The 17,390-nt window shown below is 62.7% G+C and carries 15 protein-coding genes; 6 read left to right on the plus strand and 9 right to left on the minus strand.

What is annotated here, in order from left to right; genetic code table 11:
- Window positions 1-108: 108 nt before the first annotated feature.
- The 3 genes from ACFWXH_RS24995 to ACFWXH_RS25005 all read left to right on the plus strand — a co-directional run bounded on the left by ACFWXH_RS24995 (window position 109) and on the right by ACFWXH_RS25005 (window position 3,810).
- Complete coding sequence (locus tag ACFWXH_RS24995; protein ID WP_379124016.1) at window positions 109-2,388, plus strand: ATP-binding protein; 2,280 nt, start codon at window positions 109-111, stop codon at window positions 2,386-2,388.
- 217 nt (window positions 2,389-2,605) lie between these two features.
- Window positions 2,606-3,427 carry a GNAT family N-acetyltransferase gene (locus ACFWXH_RS25000; protein ID WP_379124410.1) on the plus strand — a complete coding sequence of 274 codons (822 nt, stop codon included), beginning with the start codon at window positions 2,606-2,608 and terminating at the stop codon, window positions 3,425-3,427.
- A gap of 8 nt (window positions 3,428-3,435) precedes the next feature.
- Complete coding sequence (locus tag ACFWXH_RS25005; protein ID WP_379124017.1) at window positions 3,436-3,810, plus strand: MmcQ/YjbR family DNA-binding protein; 375 nt, start codon at window positions 3,436-3,438, stop codon at window positions 3,808-3,810.
- A gap of 72 nt (window positions 3,811-3,882) precedes the next feature.
- Here the strand turns inward: ACFWXH_RS25005 and ACFWXH_RS25010 are convergent, their stop codons facing one another.
- Complete coding sequence (locus ACFWXH_RS25010) at window positions 3,883-4,515, minus strand: trimeric intracellular cation channel family protein (RefSeq protein WP_379124018.1); 633 nt, start codon at window positions 4,513-4,515, stop codon at window positions 3,883-3,885.
- A 200-nt stretch (window positions 4,516-4,715) separates the two neighbouring features.
- Complete coding sequence (gene grpE, locus ACFWXH_RS25015; protein WP_054309674.1) at window positions 4,716-5,345, minus strand: nucleotide exchange factor GrpE; 630 nt, start codon at window positions 5,343-5,345, stop codon at window positions 4,716-4,718.
- Window positions 5,346-5,584: 239 nt separating this feature from the next.
- On the opposite strand from grpE, the gene ACFWXH_RS25020 reads away from it, so the two are divergent.
- Window positions 5,585-5,773: a hypothetical protein gene (locus ACFWXH_RS25020; RefSeq protein ID WP_379124019.1), complete on the plus strand. Its 189-nt coding sequence runs from the start codon at window positions 5,585-5,587 to the stop codon at window positions 5,771-5,773.
- A gap of 124 nt (window positions 5,774-5,897) precedes the next feature.
- Here the strand turns inward: ACFWXH_RS25020 and ACFWXH_RS25025 are convergent, their stop codons facing one another.
- The 6 genes from ACFWXH_RS25025 to cysG all read right to left on the minus strand — a co-directional run bounded on the left by ACFWXH_RS25025 (window position 5,898) and on the right by cysG (window position 12,513).
- Window positions 5,898-7,508, minus strand: coding sequence for a GMC family oxidoreductase (locus ACFWXH_RS25025; protein WP_379124020.1), 1,611 nt, complete (start codon window positions 7,506-7,508; stop codon window positions 5,898-5,900).
- A 145-nt stretch (window positions 7,509-7,653) separates the two neighbouring features.
- Window positions 7,654-8,205, minus strand: coding sequence for a DUF934 domain-containing protein (locus ACFWXH_RS25030; protein WP_379124411.1), 552 nt, complete (start codon window positions 8,203-8,205; stop codon window positions 7,654-7,656).
- A gap of 114 nt (window positions 8,206-8,319) precedes the next feature.
- Window positions 8,320-9,084 (minus strand): phosphoadenylyl-sulfate reductase, encoded by a 765-nt coding sequence (locus ACFWXH_RS25035; protein ID WP_379124021.1) that lies wholly within the window; start codon window positions 9,082-9,084, stop codon window positions 8,320-8,322.
- A complete protein-coding gene (locus ACFWXH_RS25040; protein ID WP_379124022.1) occupies window positions 9,059-10,729 on the minus strand; it encodes a nitrite/sulfite reductase in 1,671 nt (556 codons plus the stop codon). Before ACFWXH_RS25040 ends, ACFWXH_RS25035 begins: the two co-directional genes overlap by 26 nt.
- 39 nt (window positions 10,730-10,768) lie before the next feature.
- Window positions 10,769-11,065: a DUF2849 domain-containing protein gene (locus ACFWXH_RS25045; RefSeq protein ID WP_379124023.1), complete on the minus strand. Its 297-nt coding sequence runs from the start codon at window positions 11,063-11,065 to the stop codon at window positions 10,769-10,771.
- Window positions 11,062-12,513, minus strand: a complete 1,452-nt coding sequence (gene cysG / locus ACFWXH_RS25050) for a siroheme synthase CysG (RefSeq protein ID WP_379124024.1) — start codon at window positions 12,511-12,513, stop codon at window positions 11,062-11,064. Before cysG ends, ACFWXH_RS25045 begins: the two co-directional genes overlap by 4 nt.
- 535 nt (window positions 12,514-13,048) lie before the next feature.
- Between cysG and ybaL the strand changes: the two genes are divergently transcribed.
- Entirely contained in the window at window positions 13,049-14,836 is a 1,788-nt protein-coding gene (ybaL, locus tag ACFWXH_RS25055) for a YbaL family putative K(+) efflux transporter (RefSeq protein ID WP_379124025.1), read from the plus strand.
- A 153-nt stretch (window positions 14,837-14,989) separates the two neighbouring features.
- On the opposite strand, the gene ACFWXH_RS25060 is transcribed toward ybaL, so the two are convergent.
- Entirely contained in the window at window positions 14,990-16,852 is a 1,863-nt protein-coding gene (locus ACFWXH_RS25060) for a chloride channel protein (RefSeq protein WP_379124026.1), read from the minus strand.
- Between the two features lie 65 nt (window positions 16,853-16,917).
- On the opposite strand from ACFWXH_RS25060, the gene ACFWXH_RS25065 reads away from it, so the two are divergent.
- Entirely contained in the window at window positions 16,918-17,373 is a 456-nt protein-coding gene (locus tag ACFWXH_RS25065) for a MarR family winged helix-turn-helix transcriptional regulator (RefSeq protein ID WP_379124027.1), read from the plus strand.
- Window positions 17,374-17,390 lie beyond the last annotated feature (17 nt).

Raw genomic sequence — 17,390 nt, forward strand, 5'->3', positions numbered from 1 at the left:
GCATTTGCACCCATGCTGCAGACCGGCGCAGGGAAAGCGGCGAAAATCGCTAAAATTCGAGGGGTCCGGCGCAACCTTCTATAATTTATCTGTGGCTAAGATAGCCGCATGATAGGGGACGAGACTGTAACGAAGGTGGGACCGCAGCGGCTCGCTGACCAGGCCGAGCCGGCAGCGCAGCGCCGCCTGCTGGCCACCACGCCACCGCTGGCACCGACGATGGATCGGCGCGAACACGAAGGCTTGCCCTTTGCGATCTTCGTGGCGCTTGTCGTGCTCGCCGGTCTTTCCCACCTCACAGGCGCGCCGCCCTTCATCACGGCCGGCGTGCTTGCGACAAGCCTTGCCGGCTTGGCCCTCTTCCTGCGCAATCGACGCAGTGAGCACGACGCCGTTTCGATCCTTGACGACACAGCCGCCCGCAGCCGTGCCGAAATCGAAACCATGGCCGACCGCATGTGGGAGATGCAGGAAAGCGAGGAGCGTTTTCGTGGCCTCATCGACGCGCTCGGCGACCTAGTCGTGCACCGCGACCGCGACGGCCGCATCGTCTATGCAAACCGCGTCTTCGCCGACCTGGTCGGGCAGGACCAGGTCGATCTTGCCGGCATGACGCTGAAGGAGCTCGGCGTCGACATAGGCATCGTCCCGGACGCCGCCTTTTCCGGCCGCGACTGCCTGAGTTCGACCGACGTTGTCATCCGCACGCCGAACGGCCCGCGCTGGTTCTCGTGGATCGAACTGTCGATGCGCGACAAGGACAGCGCCGAGGTTTCCCACAGGGCGATCGCGCGTGACATCACTGCCCGCAAGCAGGCTGAATCTTCGCTGATCAATGCCCGCGAGCGCGCCGAATACGCCAGTCAGGCCAAGTCACGTTTCCTCGCCACCGTCAGCCATGAAATCCGTACGCCGATGAACGGCATCATGGGCATGGCCAAGCTGCTCGCCGATACCAGGCTGACGCCCGAACAGCGTACCTATGTCGGTGCGGTTTCGACATCGGCCAGCGCGCTGCTGGCGCTGATCGAGGACCTGCTCGACTATTCCAAGATCGAAGCGGGACGTTTCGCGCCCGAACCGCAGCCGATGTCGCCGCGCGAGATCGCCGACAACGTCGTGGAACTTCTGGCCGCGCGCGCCTTTGCCAAGGATATCGGCCTGGCCTGCCATGTCGCCGCGGATGTACCGCAGATCATCACGGCCGATCCTGGTCGCGTTCGTCAAGTGTTGCTCAACCTGATCGGCAACGCCGTCAAGTTCACCGAGACGGGTGGTGTGCTGGTCAACGTCACCCGTCAGAGCACCAGTGGCGGCGACCACCTCGTCTTCTCGATCACCGACACCGGCCCAGGGCTCAGCGAAGCTGACATGGACCGCATCTTCGAGGATTTCGAACAAGCAGACGGCACTTCGACACGAAAGCACGGCGGCGCCGGCCTCGGACTTGCCATTTCGAAACGGCTGGCAGCCGCTATGAGCGGGACGATCAGTGTTTCCAGCGCGCCCGGCGAAGGCTCGCAGTTCGTTTTCCAGCTGCCGGCACGGGAGCCCATCGAGACAACCGGCGACCGCGCCGGCGTCCTGGTCGATCGCCGTGCTGTCATCGTTTCGGAAAACGCCACCGAGGCCGAGGCGATCGCCCGCACCATCCGTGCCCATGGCGGCGATGCCGAAATTGTCGCCAACGCCGCCCAGGCATTGCCGTTCGCGCGTTTCTGCAACGTTCTCCTGATTGACGCGCGCCTGGAAGACAACGAATGCCGGACGCTCAAGCGACTGCGGCGGACGGGCTTCATGACCTGCGAGGCGGTGACGCTCATCGCCCCATCCGACCGCGGCGCCCTGGTCGAATTCCGTGCCGGGGGATATGCAACCTTCCTGGCCCGCCCGGTCCGCGGCGAAACCCTGCTGAGGGTGCTTCTGGCCGGCAACGCCGCCGTCGGCGGACTATTGCCCGGCCCGAGTCAGCTCGTGACCGCGCCTGCCGGCAGCGCAAGCAGCCTCTCGGTGCTGATCGCCGAGGACAACGACATCAACGCGATGCTTGCCCGCGCCACGTTGCAGAAAGCGGGACATCATGTCGACATCGTCAACAACGGCCGCGCCGCAGTCGATGCGGTAGCCACTGAAAGCCCGGCCAGGCGTTACGACGTCGTGCTGATGGACCTGCATATGCCGCTGATGGACGGCATGGACGCGATCGCGGCGATTCGCCGCCATGAAGAGGCATCCGGCATTGCCCCGGTGCCGATCATGGTGTTGTCGGCGGACAGCCAGGAAAGGACCCGTCATGCCGTTCTCGCTCACGGCGCCTCCGGTTTTGTCACAAAACCGCTTGATCCACAGGCTTTGGTGCATGCCGTGGAGAGCCAGGCGGCAGCCTGATTCCGCAGTTCCCGGTTGTTAGGTAAGCCGGCTAGGCAGGGGGTCGTTGCCGTCTTCCCCTTGCTCCTCACCATGTATCACGGTACTGTCACAATCCTGTAGCACCTACATCGTATCCCGACGCCAAGAGGGATGGCTCGAAGGAGAATCACTCGTGCATACAGCGATGCCGCAAGGTGAGATGCAGGGGAACACCGGAGGCAGCGCGATCCAGAGGATGAGGACGATCGAGTCCATCACCGGTACCTTGGGCAAGATCGGCAGCCTGGAAGTGCGGCTGGCCCGGGACGAGTTGGAAATCGCCGCCGCTCAGGAAATCCGTTATCGCGTTTTTTATGACGAGCTCGGTGCCCGCAAGAGCCGGCTGCAGTCGCTCGAACGCCGAGACGCCGACCGTTTCGACCCCGTCTGCGACCATCTCCTGGTATTCGACAACGCCCTTCCCGGCCCGGACCATCGTCGTATCGTCGGCACCTACCGGTTGCTGCGCCAGGAAACGGCGGTCCGCGCCGGCGGCTTCTATTCCGAGGATGAATTCGAACTCAGGCGGCTCATTGCCAAGCACCCCGGTCAGCGCTTTCTTGAGCTCGGCCGCTCCTGTGTTCTGCCCGAATACCGCTCAAAGCGCACCATCGAAGCGTTGTGGCAAGGTCTGTGGGCCTATTTCACCCATTACGACATCGGCGTTTTGACCGGCTGTGCTTCCTTCCACGGCATCGTTCCGGCAGCGCATGCCGAGGCGCTCACCTATCTCGCGCATCACTGCCGCACCAGTCCGGCATGGGACATCCGCGCCAATGACGGACGCTATTGCTCCATGGATCTGATGCCAATCGAGGCGGTCAACGCCAAGGCCGCGATCGCCGCGATGCCGACGCTGGTAAAAGGTTATCTGCGCGTCGGTGCGCGCATCGGCGATGGCTGCGTCATCGACCACGACTTCAAGACTGTCGACGTCTTCATCGTGTTGCCCGTGCGCGAAATCGGCGCCCGCTATCTGAATTATTACGGCGGCGAAGGGCAACGCTTCGCCGCCTAGCAACAACGATGGCTGATGACTTTTCCACCGTCTTCGAACGCCTGAAACGGGCGGCTCAGGACCTGCCTGACCTTGTCGAGACCACTTCTTACGGCACGCCGGCGCTGAAGGCCGGCAAGAAACTGCTCACCCGCGTCAAGGATGCGGAAACGGCGGTGGTGATGTGTCCGCTCGACGAGAAGGAAATGTTGCTCCAGGCAGCACCTGACATCTATTTCGAGACCGATCACTACAAGGGCTGGCCGGCGTTGCTGGTGCGCATGAACGTGGTGTCCGACCACGAACTGCGTCATCGCCTGGAGCGAACCTGGCTGACCCAGGTCCCGAAAACGAAAGCAAAGACCTGGCTGGCCGAGCGGGAAAAATCACCGGACAAACGATAACGTCGCCCCGAATTGCGTAAAAACAAAGAGTTAGAGCGTTTCCGATAAAAGCGGAAACGCTCCGCATCGAAATTACGGAATATCCTCGGGCCGCCGTCCCGGGCGGCTCTTATAAGGCGTAAACGACCAGCCGAATTTCAGTGCCCCACCCCGTACCGCGAGGGCCGCAAGCACGCCGGCAGGATATGAGAGCTGCGGCGGCAAGTGAAGAAGCTCGCCGGCCGTATAGACACCGGCGCCTATGATGGCCGCCGTCACATAGATTTCCGGCCTGAGCAGCACCGAGGGCTCGCCGGCCAGCAGATCGCGCAGGATCCCGCCGAAACACGCCGTCATCATGCCCATGATGATCGAGATGGCCGGCGAACCGGTGATCGCCATGCCCTTCGCAGCGCCGATCACCGCAAAGACCGCGAGGCCGACGGCATCCAGCCACAGTAAGAGCTTGTAGCGGGATTCGACGCGGTGCGCGCCAAAGAAGACCACGAGAGCCACCACGGTGCAGATCAGCACATAGTCGCGGTTGGCAACCCAGAACACCGGCACGCCAAGGATAAGGTCACGGAAGGTACCACCGCCGATACCAGTCACTGCCGCCAGGAAAACAAAGCCGATGATGTCGAGCTGCTTGCGCGAGGCCGCCAACGCACCCGTCGCCGCGAACACCGCGACACCGGCATAGTCGATGAAGGTGATGGCGGACATCGGAAGCCTGAGGCTGGAGCGGCAGTAGGCAGTAGGCAGTAGGCAGTAGGCAGTAGGCAGTAGGCAGTAGGCAGTAGGCAGTAGGCAGTAGGCAGTAGGCAGTAGAAACCTATATGCTGCTCAGTACAAAAGCCAAGGGCGCCGCGGTTCTCACCTGACGCCCTTTTTCTACTGCCGACTGCCTATTGCCGACTGCCTATTCAGGCATCCTTCTCGGCCTGCTCGTTGACCGGCCCTGGCTCGGTGGGCTCGGCAGTTGCCTTGGGCCCGCCCTTGGAAACGCCGACCATGGCCGGGCGCAGCACGCGCTCACCGATCGAATAGCCGGGCTGCACGACCTGGACGACGGTGTTCGCCGGCATATCGGGGTTCGGCACTTCGAACATCGCCTGATGGAAGTTCGGATCGAACTTCTCGCCTTGCGGCTCAAGCTTCTTCACGCCATGGCGCTCGAGTGCTGAGAGCATGGCACGCTCTGTTATGTCGACGCCCTCGATCAGAGCCTTGAGACCTGCGTCGGCAGCCGCCTTCGCTTCTGCCGGAATGGCATCAAGCGTGCGCGCCAGATTGTCCGATACCGAAAGCATGTCACGCGCGAAATTGGCGATCGCATAGGTACGGGCATCCTGGACGTCACGCGCGGTACGGCGGCGTAGATTCTCCATCTCGGCCGCGGTGCGTAGCGCCTTGTCCTTCAGTTCCTCGTTTTCCTTCAGCAGCCGAACCAGCGCCTCATAGTCGCCGTCGACGCCACCTTCTGCGCGTTCCGTTTCAGCTTCCGCCGCTTCGATATCTTCAGGCGCGCGTTCGTCTTTTGCCTGGTCGCTCATCGCCATTTCCCGTCATGCCGGTTGGTTCTGGATTTGTGCCCGATATCGAGGTTTGGAACTCAAAAATCAAGGGGAAAGGGCATTTCCAGCAGTATCGTTGTGCCGATCGTCAAAAGCACACAACACAAACAAATTAATTCAAATTTTACGCTGTTTCGACCCGGCGCTTGCCAAATTGCCGCAATGCGGGAACGATTCACCGGCGGGGAAGTTTCAAGGCCGACTAAGGATTTGAGGCCATGTCCCGTACCAATGCAGCCAAGCACGATCAGTTGCCGACGCAGATCAGACGCCAGTTTTCCGATCGTTCGAACCAGCGGTTCCTGCACAGCTTGCCTACCTTCAGGGTCGTCAGCGAGATCCCCGAGCCGTTGCGCACTCTGCTCGACAGGCTCGACGCACAGGAAAACAGCACTCGGAGCCGCTAGAGCAATTCCAGGAAAAATGTGTAACGGTTTTCCATCCGGAATTGCGTAAAAACAAAGAGGTAGAGCGTTTCCGCGAAAAAACGAAACGCTCCAGCAGCAAGCCAATCGACCCGCGATAAACCCGTCAGGCGGCTGCAGCCTTCATCAGGTCGGCCGCTTTTTCCGCGATCATGATCGTTGGCGCATTGGTGTTGCCGCCGATCAGCGTCGGCATCACCGAGGCATCTACGACGCGCAAGCTTGAGACACCGCGGACGCGCAACTTCGGGTCGACGACAGCCATGTCGTCCGTACCCATCCTGCAGGTGCCCACCGGGTGATAGATCGTGTCAGCGCGGGCACGGATGTGGTTCATCAGTTCGGCATCGCTGGTCACGCCAGCCATATGGAGTTCCTTGTGGCGATATTTCGCCAGCGCCGGCGCTTCCAGCACATTGCGCATCATCTTCGCGCCTTTCAGCATGAGTGCCGCATCGCGCTCGTCGGACAGATAGCGCGGATCGATCCGCGGCGCGGCCAGAGGATCAGCACTCGCAAGCGTCACCTCACCGCGCGAATGCGGCCTTAGCACGCAGACATGGCATGAGAAGCCATAACCCATATGCATTTTTCGGCCGTGGTTATCGACAATCGCGATGATGAAATGCAGTTGCAGGTCGGGCCGCTGCAGCGACGGCTCCGATTTCATGAAGGCACCGCCTTCGGCATAAGGCGTCGCGATCATGCCGGTGCCATCCTTGCGCCACTGCAGGATGTTTTTCACCAGATTGATCGTGCCCTTGAAGCCGAGACCCATCATGTCGGTTTCCCTCGATTTCCAGCTCATGATGAAATCGAGATGGTCCTGCAGGTTCTTGCCAACGCCGGGCAGATCGTGCGCCACCGAGATATTCTGACTGGCAAGTTCCCTGGCCGGACCGATGCCCGACAAAAGTAGAAGCTGCGGCGAACCGAAGGCGCCGCTTGAGACCACCACCTCGCGTCCGGCGTGGGCAAAGGCCTCGCCCTTGGCGGTGCGATAGCGCACACCGGTCGCCCGCTTGCCGTCCAGTATGATGCCGGTGGCATGGGCACCGGTGATGACGGTGAGATTCTTGCGGCTCATGGCCGGGTGCAGATAGGCGGCTGCCGCCGAACAGCGTTCGCCATTGCGCTTTCCGCCCCAGAACTGGGTGACCTGATAGAGCCCTGCCCCCTCCTGCTCCGGCCCGTTGAAATCCTCGTTCGGTCGGATCTGGTTCTCGCCGCATGCCGCGACGAAGGCACGGCTGAGCGCGCGCGGGCTTTGCTGTTCTGCCACCCGCAGCGGGCCGTCGCCGCCATGCAGATCGCTGGGGCCGCGCTGGTTGCCCTCCGCGCGCTTGAAATAGGGTAGCACTTCGTCCCAGGACCAGCCTGCACAACCGGAGGCGACCCAATCGTCATAGTCGGCTGCGTGGCCGCGAACATAGAGCATGGCATTGATGGCGCTGGAGCCACCCAGTGCCTTGCCGCGTGGCTGATAGCCCTTGCGCCCGTTGAGACCTGGTTGCGGCACCGTCTCGAAGGCCCAGTTGTTGATCTTTGGACGACCCGGCAGCAGCGCCACGATGCCAGCCGGCGCACGGATCAGCATGTCCTTGCCTTCGCCGCCCGCTTCCAGCAGGCAGACACTGACGGACGGGTCCTCCGAAAGCCGCGCGGCCAGCACCGAGCCCGCCGAGCCGCCGCCGGCGATGACATAGTCGAACTTCATGCTGGCCCCTCCAGGCTGCCGGCGGATATTCCGTCCAGCCCGCTCACAGAAGCCGCAAACGCCAGAGTTGTAAAGATATGCAACCGGCTACCAAGACCGGACCTTGGCCGATTGTTCTGCGACCGTTCCCGTGCCGTGGGATCGTTCAGTTGGTCGGGGTGCGGCGCCAGCTGTAGTTGCCGGTCGGAGCCGAAGCTTTTGCCGCCGGCTGGTAGTGGACCGGAATGCCGTCGAGGCGGCCTTCCTCCAGGCGCTTGAGCAGAACCGGATGCGTGATTTCGAACTCGTCGAAACCGACGCGCAGCATATGTGGCAGCTGGTCGATCAGCACCTGGCCGGTTGCCCTGACTGCACCTTCGAAACCATGGCGGCTGCGCAGCAGCGATGCCTTGGAGAAGGAACGGCCGTCGGTGAAGGCCGGGAAGGCCAATGCCACCAGTGAAAGCTGGTCGAGCAGGTCGACGATCTTGTCCAGTTGATCCCCCGGCTGCAGCGAAACACCGAGCCGCTCCTTCGCTGATACCCTGACCTGCGGATCGAGATCGAGGAATGCCTGCAGCGGCAGGATGAAACGGCCATTGCCGGAAAGCGCGTCGGCGGTTTCGGCATGCGTCCAGTCATCCTCGCGGAACCCGTTGGGGGTCCACAGGCGCGACGCCGGCGCGGCGCTCGTCTCGGGCTTTGCGGTTTCGGTCATGAAGGCGAGCATATGGCTTATTCTTCTGTCAATTTCCAGTGTGGAGAAGGGATTAAGGGAGTAGGGCAGTAAGGGAGATCCAGGGATTGCCCTTACTGCCCTACTCCCTCCATCTCACAGCGCTGCATCGGTCAGCGACTTCTCCAACCCGGAGAGGTGAATGCCGCATTCGGTCTTGGCGTGACCGGCCCAACGACCGGAACGTGCGTCTTCGCCCGGCTGCACGGGCTGCGTGCAAGGGAAGCAACCGATCGACAGATAGCCATAGGCGACCAGCGGATTTTCACGCAGCGCGTGCTGGCGCATGTAATCGGCCTGATCGCCGGTCGTGAAACGCGCAAGCGGATTGATCCGGACGCGCGGGCCGACCGCTTCGAACGCCGGCAGCGCCGCGCGGGTCGAGGCCTGGAAGCGCTTGCGGCCTGTGAACCAGGCGCGATACGGTTCGACACCACGCGCCATCGGTTCCACCTTGCGCACGTCGCAGCAGGCATCGGTATTGGTCTCGTGCAACTTCCCCGTCGGGTCGATACGGGCAAGTGCTGCCTCGTCAGGTGTCACGACCTGGATATTGGTCAGGCCGAAATCGGCAGCCAGCGCGTCGCGATAATCGAACGTTTCCTCGAAATGCTTGCCGGTGTCGAGGAAGATGATCGGCAGGTGCCGGTCGACCCCGGCAATCATATGCAGGAGCACCGCCGAGTCCGCGCCGAAGGAAGACACCGCAGCGAGTTCGCCTGCGAACAGCTCAGTCGCGGCGCGCTCTATGATCTCATGCGGGCTCAGATGTCCGTAAAGCGCTTCGAAGGCAACGGCTTGCGCTGCCGCTCCACTTTCGCTCGGACCAGCCTGATCAAGCGGCCTTGGCTTCGCCAGCATAGAGCGCCTCCTTGAACGGCGCCGGACCAACGCGGCGATAGGCATCGAGGAATTTTTCCGATCTGTCGAGACGGATGGCGAGATAGGTCTCGACAACGGTTTCGATGGCGTCGGTGATTTCGTCCGGACCGAAGCCGCGGCCGATGATCTCGCCGACCGAGGTGTGTTCGTCCGCCGAACCGCCGAGCGTGACCTGGTAGAGTTCAGCACCCTTCTTCTCGACGCCGAGAATGCCGATATGGCCGACATGGTGATGGCCACAGGCGTTGATGCAGCCGGAAATCTTCAGTTTGAGTTCACCGATGTCGCGCTGCCGCTCCAGCGAGGCGAAACGCTTGGAGATGTTCTGCGCCACGATGATCGAACGCGCATTGGCCAGCGCGCAATAATCGAGGCCGGGGCAAGCGATGATATCGGAGATCAGGTCCGAGTTGGCGGTCGCCAGGCCGATCTCGGCCAGCCGGTCGTAGATCGCCTTCAGGTCGGCGCGCGCCACATGCGGCAGGATCAAGTTCTGCTCGTGACTGACACGGAGCTCGTCGAACGCATATGTCTCCGCAAGGTCGGCCACCGCGTCCATCTGGCTGTCGGAGGCATCGCCCGGTACCTCGCCGATGCCTTTCAACGAAATCGTCACCGCCGCGTAATCGGGATTGCGGTGGGTAACGACGTTCTGGTCGAGCCATTCGGAGAAGCTGCGCGAGTCCAGACGAGCCAGCTTGATCGCCTCGTCACCTTCGGGCCGCGCCGGCAGCATCGGCGGCGCGAAATAGGCGTCGATCGCCTTGATGTCGGCTTCCGGCAGCGTCAGTTCGCCATCCTTCAGCTCAGCCCATTCCGCCTCGACCTGGCGCGTGAATTCTTCGACACCAGTCTCGTGCACCAGGATCTTGATGCGCGCCTTGTACTTGTTGTCGCGGCGTCCGTAGAGGTTGTACACGCGCAGGATCGCCGTGCAGTAGGACAGAAGGTGCTCTTCGGGCAGGAAGTCGCGGATCTTCTTGGCCACCAGCGGCGTGCGCCCCTGCCCGCCTCCGACATAGACCGCAAAGCCGAGTTCACCAGCCGCATTCTTCTTCAGATGCAGGCCGATGTCATGCGTCTGGATGGCGGCGCGGTCGCGCTCGGCCCCAGTCACCGCGATCTTGAACTTGCGTGGCAGATAGGAAAATTCGGGATGCACGGAGGACCACTGACGCAGGATCTCGGCATAGGGGCGCGGATCGGCGGCCTCGTCAGCGGCAGCGCCGGCAAAATGGTCGGCGGTCACGTTGCGGATGCAATTGCCGCTGGTCTGGATGGCATGCATCTCGACCGAGGCAAGGTCGGCGAGGATTGCCGGAATGTCGGATAGTGCCGGCCAGTTGAACTGGATGTTCTGGCGCGTGGTGAAATGGCCGTAGCCCTTGTCATATTTGCGCGCAATGTGGGCGAGCATCCTGAGTTGCTTCGAGGACAGCGTGCCGTAAGGCACCGCGATACGCAGCATATAGGCGTGCAATTGCAGGTAGACGCCGTTCATCAGGCGCAGCGGCCGGAACTGGTCCTCGGTGATCTCGCCGGCAAGGCGGCGTTCCACCTGGTCGCTGAACTGGGCGACGCGGGCCTGTACGAACTGATGGTCGAACTCGTCGTAGCGGTACATATCTTGTCCTCCGGGCACCGAGGCGCCCGCTTCTAGTGATCAGGCCGCGTTCGGGCGGGCCTGTTTGCCGAGATCGTTGCGGTTGGTAGGGCCGGCGGCACGGATCCTCTCGCGCAGACGCAGCGGATGAATGACGCCATCGACGACATCGACATCGATCAGGTTGACGTCGACCACTTCGTTGGCAGCCAGCGAGGCGGCGCCGATCGCTTCCAGACGCTCTTCGGCCGCCTTGTCGGCAGCGAGTTCCGAGCTGTCGATCGTCTCGGCCCAGGCGCCACCGGCGTACCAGACGGCCTCACCATCGGTGAGACGGTTCGCGGTGAGAATCTTCATGATGCTGCTCCCTGGACGGCCGGCTGACCGGCCTCTTGGTGCTTGCGGGCCGCGAGGGGCTCGGAACGGTCGAAGTTGGCGCCGGCGACCGCATCGCCGATGATGGTCATGACAGGACCGACCAGATCGCCGCGTGCCTCCAGCGACGGCAGGTCGGCCAGCGTGCCATGGAAACGGCGGCGGTTGGTCAGACTGGCATTCTCGACGACGGCAACCGCCGTATCAGGTGACAGCCCGGCTTCGATCAGCCGGCCGGCGACGTCGGCAGCGACACTGCGGCCCATATAGACAGCGACCGTGGCGCCAGAGATGGCGAGCTTCGCCCAGTCCGGCAGTGTACCGCACTTGAGGTCGTGGCCGGTGGTGAAGACCATCGAAGAGGTCACGCCGCGCAAGGTGAGCGGCAATTCGAAGTCGGCTGCAGCGGCGAAGGCGGCGGTAACGCCAGGCACCACTTCGTAGGAGATACCGGCCTCGCGCAGCGCCGCCATTTCCTCGCCTGCTCGGCCGAACACCAGCGGATCGCCGCTCTTCAGCCGCACCACGCGCCGCCCTTCGCGGCCGAGCGAAACCAGCAGGGCGTTGATTTCCGTCTGCGACTTGGAATGGCAGCCCTTGCGTTTGCCGACCGGCAGACGCTCGGCATCGCGGCGGCCCATGGCGACGACAGCTTCCGGCACCAGCGCGTCGAAAACGATGACGTCAGCTTCCATGAGAAGGCGCTGGGCGCGCAGGGTCAGCAGATCTTCGGCGCCCGGTCCGGCACCGACCAGCGCGATATGGCCACTGTAGACTTTGTTGGAAAGCAGCAGCTTGGAGGCGGCCTCATGGGCAGCCGGCAGATTGCCGGCTTCCACCGCGCGCGCCGGCGAACCGGCGAAGAAATCCGCCCAGAAGCGGCGACGGCGATTGCCCTTGGGCAGGATACGCTCCGCCGCTTCACGGAAGGTTGCGGCAAGGGCTGCCAATGGTCCGAGCGAGGGCGACAGCAATTGATCGATGCGGGCACGGATCATCTGCGCCAGCACCGGGCCGGCGCCCTCGGTGCCGATAGCGACGGCCACGGGCGCGCGGTTGACCAGGGCAGGCGTGAAGAAATCGCACAGTTCCGGCCTATCGACGGCGTTGACCGGGATATTCAGCGCACGAGCATCTTCCGAAACCCGACGGTCGAGTGCTTCCTCGCCGGTGGCGGCAAAAACCAGCGCCGCACCAGCCAGATGCGCACTGCGATAAGCTTCGACAATGTGGTTTGCGCCGTTTTCAGCGACCCAGGCAGACAGGGCCGGTTCCAGATGTTCGGCTACGATATGCAGGCGAGCACTGGACTGGCCAATCAACCGTGCCTTGGCCAGCGCTTCCTCGCTGCCGCCGACGATGACCACGGCTTCGCCTTCTACCCGCATGAAGACGGGAAAGGCATTGAGCTTGGACGTGGCGTGCGGCATTGCGGTAAGACCCTGAACAGGTTGGCATTTCTACGCGCATGCGGGAAAGATCAGAAGAAACGCACTCGCGCGCCTTCGTTTTGGATGCAATCTCTTTTCTGAAAGCAGCGGGGGCTGGAGAAAAATTTTTCTCTCGACGGCAAAACGAGGCCGGCAATGCCAGCCCATTTCCATTCCGGCCGATCTTTTAACCGCAGCCCGCCTTTCCAGCAAAACACATTTTTCTAATTTCTATCTATTTAGTAGAATTAAGCACTGGAACACCGAACGGCCCGCAGACACCGCAAATCGCCCTACCCGCGCATTTCACATGCATTTCAAGGACCTCGTGGGGTTGCACGGCATCGTCGCCATCCCCATAGTGGAATAAGGCGGCGGCTCAGGGCGACGCTCATCCAACATCGTTAGAGCGCTGCGCGTCCATTGGGGGACGCAAGAACGCTCTAACATTTTAAAGCTGCGCATCGTGCTTTCCGAAAATCGGTTCCGATTTTCGGGCCGATACGTTGGAACCAAGAAGGGCGCTCCATCGACCATGCCGCATGACACCCCCCTTATCGCAACCATCGTCGTCGGTCTGGGGTTGGCATTCGTCTTTGGCGCCATAGCCAATCGCTTCCGCATTCCGCCTTTGGTCGGCTATCTGCTGGCCGGCATCCTCGTTGGTCCCAACACGCCAGGCTTCGTCGCGGACCAGGGCCTCGCGCTCGAGCTCGCCGAGATCGGCATCATTCTCCTGATGTTCGGCGTCGGCCTGCATTTTTCAATGAAGGACCTGCTTTCCGTGCGCGCCATCGCGCTGCCCGGTGCGGTGGTGCAGATCGGCTTTGCCACCTTGCTCGGCTGGGGGTTGGCCTGGATGCTCGGCTGGTCGCTCGGTGCCGGTCTGGTGTTCGGCCTGGCGCTTTCGGTGGCCAGCACCGTGGTGCTGCTGCGCGCGCTGCAGGAGCGCCGGCTGGTCGAGACCGAGCGCGGCCGCATCGCCGTCGGCTGGCTGATCGTCGAAGATCTTGCCATGGTGTTGACGCTGGTGCTTTTGCCGGCGTTGGCTGGTGTGCTCGGCGGAGTGGATCAGGCGCCCGCACCTGGCGGCCTCTATGGGCTGACCGCCGACTATGGTGTCTGGGGCGTGGTCGGCGTCACCCTGGCCAAGGTCGTCGCCTTCGTGGTTTTGATGCTGGTGGTCGGCCGCCGTGTCATTCCCTGGGTTCTTCATTATGTCGCCCACACCGGCTCGCGTGAACTGTTCCGCCTGGCGGTGCTGGCCGTGGCACTTGGCGTCGCCTTCGGCGCGGCCAAGCTGTTCGGTGTTTCGCTGGCGCTCGGCGCCTTCTTCGCCGGCATGGTGATGAGCGAATCCGAGCTCAGCCATCGCGCCGCTGAGGAATCGCTGCCGTTGCGCGACGCCTTTTCCGTGCTGTTCTTCGTTTCGGTCGGCATGATGTTCGACCCATTCAGCGTGATGCAGCACATCTGGCCGGTGCTGGGGACGCTCTTCATCATCGTCATCGGCAAGTCGCTGGCCGCTTTCGCCATCGTGCTGCTGTTCGGCTATCCGATCGCGACGGCACTCATCATTTCGGCCAGCCTTGCGCAGATCGGCGAATTTTCCTTCATCCTGGCCGAACTCGGGGTCGGCCTGAAGCTTCTGCCCGAGGAAGGGCGCGACCTGATCCTGGTCGGCGCGATCCTTTCCATCATCCTGAACCCGGTGATGTTCCTGCTGGTCGATCGGCTGAAGCCGTGGCTTGAGCAGCGGCGTGGCGCCGATGGCGCGGCGGTCGCCACGGCCCCGATCGGCCCGGCAACGACTGTCGGACAGGTCGCGACCACGGGCGAGAAGCCGGAAGAGGACGATGCCCCCACCCCCACAACCCAGACCAACCACACGATCCTGATCGGCTACGGCCGTGTCGGCAGTCTGGTGGGCGCGGCACTGAAACAGGCCGGGGAGCCATTCCTCGTCGTGGAGGACGCGGACAAGACGGTGGCGCGCCTGAAGGCGGACGGCATCGAGACCGTGACAGGCAACGCCGCCAAGGAAGACGTCTTCGCCGCGGCCAACCCGACATTGGCCAAGCGGCTGATCCTGGCCATTCCGAATGCCTTCGAGGCTGGCCGCATCGCTCTCCTCGCCCGGGCCGCCAACCCGACGATCGAGATCGTCGCCCGCGCCCATTCCGATGCCGAAGTGGAACATCTGGAAGGACTCGGCGCCAACACGGTTATCATGGGCGAACGTGAAATCGCGCGCGGCATCGTCGAAGCCGTGCTGAAACCGGGACCAAACCAGACCACAGTGGAGCCTGTGCCGGCTGCCTAGAGCAGTTCCAGCAAAAGTGCGTAGCGGTTTTGCGTCCGGAATTGCGCAGAAACAAAGCGTTGGAGCGCCGCGCATCCTTTCGGATGCGCAATCGACGCTCCGACACCATGATTTGGTGCGTGACCTTTTCCGGAATCGATCCGATTTTCGGGGTCATGCGCGAGGGCTGGCGGTTTTCGGCTTCGCAGCCTTGCGGCCACGCTGCCGCACCAGCAGCCGTGCACGGTCGCGTTCCTCGGCAACACGCCGCGCCCTGGCAGCCAGAAGATCCTTGCGGGCGACCAGGCCGACCAGCTTGCCTGCGGCGTCGATCACCGGCACACGGCCGATCCCGTTTTCCGCCATGCGGTCCGCCAGATGGCCGACCAGTTCGTCCGGCCTGCCAAACAGCGGTTCCTCGACAAGCACATCGCCAAGTAGGGCTCCGCGGTCGACCTCGCCGCTCTCGCTGATCCAGGCCAGAACGTCTCCCCGCGAGACCATCCCCACAACGATCCGATCCGATGTGATGACAGGATAGCTCTTGTGGCGATGATCGGCGCTCATGAAATAGTCGATCGTCTGGCCGACGCTCCAGGATGCGTCGATCGCATCCGGTTTCACCATCACATCCTTCACCCAGGCTTGTTCGAACGGATCGGCTTGATATTCGCGCGTGATGTGCAGGCCACGACGCGCGATCTTCTCGGTCAGGATGGACCGTTTGAGCAGAAGCACCGTCGTGGCGTAGGCGATCGCGCAGGCAACCAGCAGCGGCAGCAGCGCGTGCTGATCTCCCGTCAGTTCGATCGCGAAAAGCGTTGCCGTCAATGGCGCGCGCATCGTGCCGCCCATCATGGCAGCCATACCGAGAAGCGCCCAGAAACCGTTGTCAGCCTGCGGTAGCAGAGGTGTCAAAAGCGCACCCAGCGCGCCGCCGAAGATCAACAGCGGCGCCAGCACACCACCGGACGTGCCCGAGCCCAGCGCCACTGCCCAGATGATGGCCTTGACGACAAGAAGCAGAAGGGCCGCTTTGAAAACGAGGTCTCCGGCCAGCAGATGGTGGATATTGTCGTAGCCGACGCCCAATGCCGCCGGTTCGATCAGGCCGCCAAGACCGACCACGAGACCACCGATCATCGGCCACCACATCCAGTGGATCGGCAGCTTCTGGAACAGGTCCTCCGTGCCATAGACCATGGCCGTGAGCAGACCTGAACCCAGCCCCATGGCGAGCCCAACCACCGTCCATGACAGAAAGGCCGGCAGCGAGGGGGCCATCTGGCCCGCATAGGCAAACAGCGGCGCCGGATCGAGCAACAGCGTGCGTTCGGCCGCCGCAACCGTCGCGGCGACGACCACCGGCAGGAAACTTCTCGGTTTCCATTCGAAAAGCAGAAGCTCGACCGCCAGCAGCACCGCGGCAAGCGGCGTGCCGAAGATAGCCGTCATACCGGCGGCCGCGCCCGCCACCAGCAGCGCCTTGCGCTCACCGGAGCTGAGATGGATCGTCTGCGCGATCAGCGAGCCGACGGCGCCGCCCGTCATGATGATCGGGCCCTCCGCGCCGAAGGGACCACCGGTGCCGATCGAGACCGCCGAGGAAAGCGGTTTGAGCAGGGCAACCTTGGCGCTGATGCGGCTCTGGCCGATCAGGATCGCTTCGATGGCCTCGGGTATGCCATGACCGCGGATTTTTTCCGAGCCGAAACGCGCCATCAGGCCGATGATCAGGCAGCCAATTACTGGCACCGCAACCATCCCCCATCCGAGAGGTGAGCCTGCGATCGGCAAGGCTTCCAGGGAGAAGCGGCCATAATAGGCGATGTTGGTGCAAAGTGTGATCAGCCTGAGCAGGACCCAGGCGGTACCCACCGAGGCGGTGCCCACGACGGCGGCAATGGCCATCAGCATGAGCACACGTGCATCGGCGGTGAAGTCACCCGGCCTTGGCACGGAGTGCCTGGACGAGAAATGGGGCGGGTGTCCCAGCGCAACGCTGGCTGGCTTATGGGTCTCGGTCGATGTAGGCATGATGACAGTGCTGTTGATGAATTTATATCGCACTACGATATAAATTCTCGAAAGGGAATGACCCGGTGATCAAAAAACCGAAAGCAGGCTCGGGGCGCCCGCGTTCTGGCGGCTCGCAAAGCGTCGACTATCGCTCCCTCGCCGAGTTCCGTTATGCGATCCGCAGGTTTCTTGCCTTCAGCGAAGCGGCGGCAAGCAAGGCAGGCCTGACGGCGCAGCAGCACCAGGCGCTGCTCACGATCAAGGGCGTGGGCGAGGCTGACGGCTTGTCGATCGGCGATCTGGCGACCCGGCTGCTGGTGCGACAGCATACGGCCGCAGAACTCGCCAATCGGCTTGAGGAAGCGGGCCTCGTGCGCCGCCGGTCTGATCCGAACGATGGCCGGCGGGTGCTGCTTACGCTCACACCGGAAAGCGAAAAACGCCTGCAATCGCTTTCTGATATCCATCTGGACGAAATCAGCTCGATGGCGCCACAGCTGGTGTCCATTCTGGCGAAATTGAGCAACACCGGTGCGTAAGAGATGAGCTAGCGCGA

This window comes from Mesorhizobium sp. NPDC059054 (assembly GCF_042739215.1).
Lineage (GTDB): Bacteria > Pseudomonadota > Alphaproteobacteria > Rhizobiales > Rhizobiaceae > Mesorhizobium.

Bases quoted from the DNA above. Each gene is read 5' to 3' on its own strand.
- ACFWXH_RS24995 (WP_379124016.1), top strand. From the start codon at position 109: ATGATAGGGGACGAGACTGTAACGAAGGTGGGACCGCAGCGGCTCGCT.
- ACFWXH_RS25000 (WP_379124410.1), top strand. From the start codon at position 2,606: ATGAGGACGATCGAGTCCATCACCGGTACCTTGGGCAAGATCGGCAGC.
- ACFWXH_RS25005 (WP_379124017.1), top strand. From the start codon at position 3,436: ATGGCTGATGACTTTTCCACCGTCTTCGAACGCCTGAAACGGGCGGCT.
- ACFWXH_RS25010 (WP_379124018.1), bottom strand. From the start codon at position 4,515: ATGTCCGCCATCACCTTCATCGACTATGCCGGTGTCGCGGTGTTCGCG.
- grpE (WP_054309674.1), bottom strand. From the start codon at position 5,345: ATGAGCGACCAGGCAAAAGACGAACGCGCGCCTGAAGATATCGAAGCG.
- ACFWXH_RS25020 (WP_379124019.1), top strand. From the start codon at position 5,585: ATGTCCCGTACCAATGCAGCCAAGCACGATCAGTTGCCGACGCAGATC.
- ACFWXH_RS25025 (WP_379124020.1), bottom strand. From the start codon at position 7,508: ATGAAGTTCGACTATGTCATCGCCGGCGGCGGCTCGGCGGGCTCGGTG.
- ACFWXH_RS25030 (WP_379124411.1), bottom strand. From the start codon at position 8,205: ATGACCGAAACCGCAAAGCCCGAGACGAGCGCCGCGCCGGCGTCGCGC.
- ACFWXH_RS25035 (WP_379124021.1), bottom strand. From the start codon at position 9,084: ATGCTGGCGAAGCCAAGGCCGCTTGATCAGGCTGGTCCGAGCGAAAGT.
- ACFWXH_RS25040 (WP_379124022.1), bottom strand. From the start codon at position 10,729: ATGTACCGCTACGACGAGTTCGACCATCAGTTCGTACAGGCCCGCGTC.
- ACFWXH_RS25045 (WP_379124023.1), bottom strand. From the start codon at position 11,065: ATGAAGATTCTCACCGCGAACCGTCTCACCGATGGTGAGGCCGTCTGG.
- cysG (WP_379124024.1), bottom strand. From the start codon at position 12,513: ATGCCGCACGCCACGTCCAAGCTCAATGCCTTTCCCGTCTTCATGCGG.
- ybaL (WP_379124025.1), top strand. From the start codon at position 13,049: ATGCCGCATGACACCCCCCTTATCGCAACCATCGTCGTCGGTCTGGGG.
- ACFWXH_RS25060 (WP_379124026.1), bottom strand. From the start codon at position 16,852: ATGCCTACATCGACCGAGACCCATAAGCCAGCCAGCGTTGCGCTGGGA.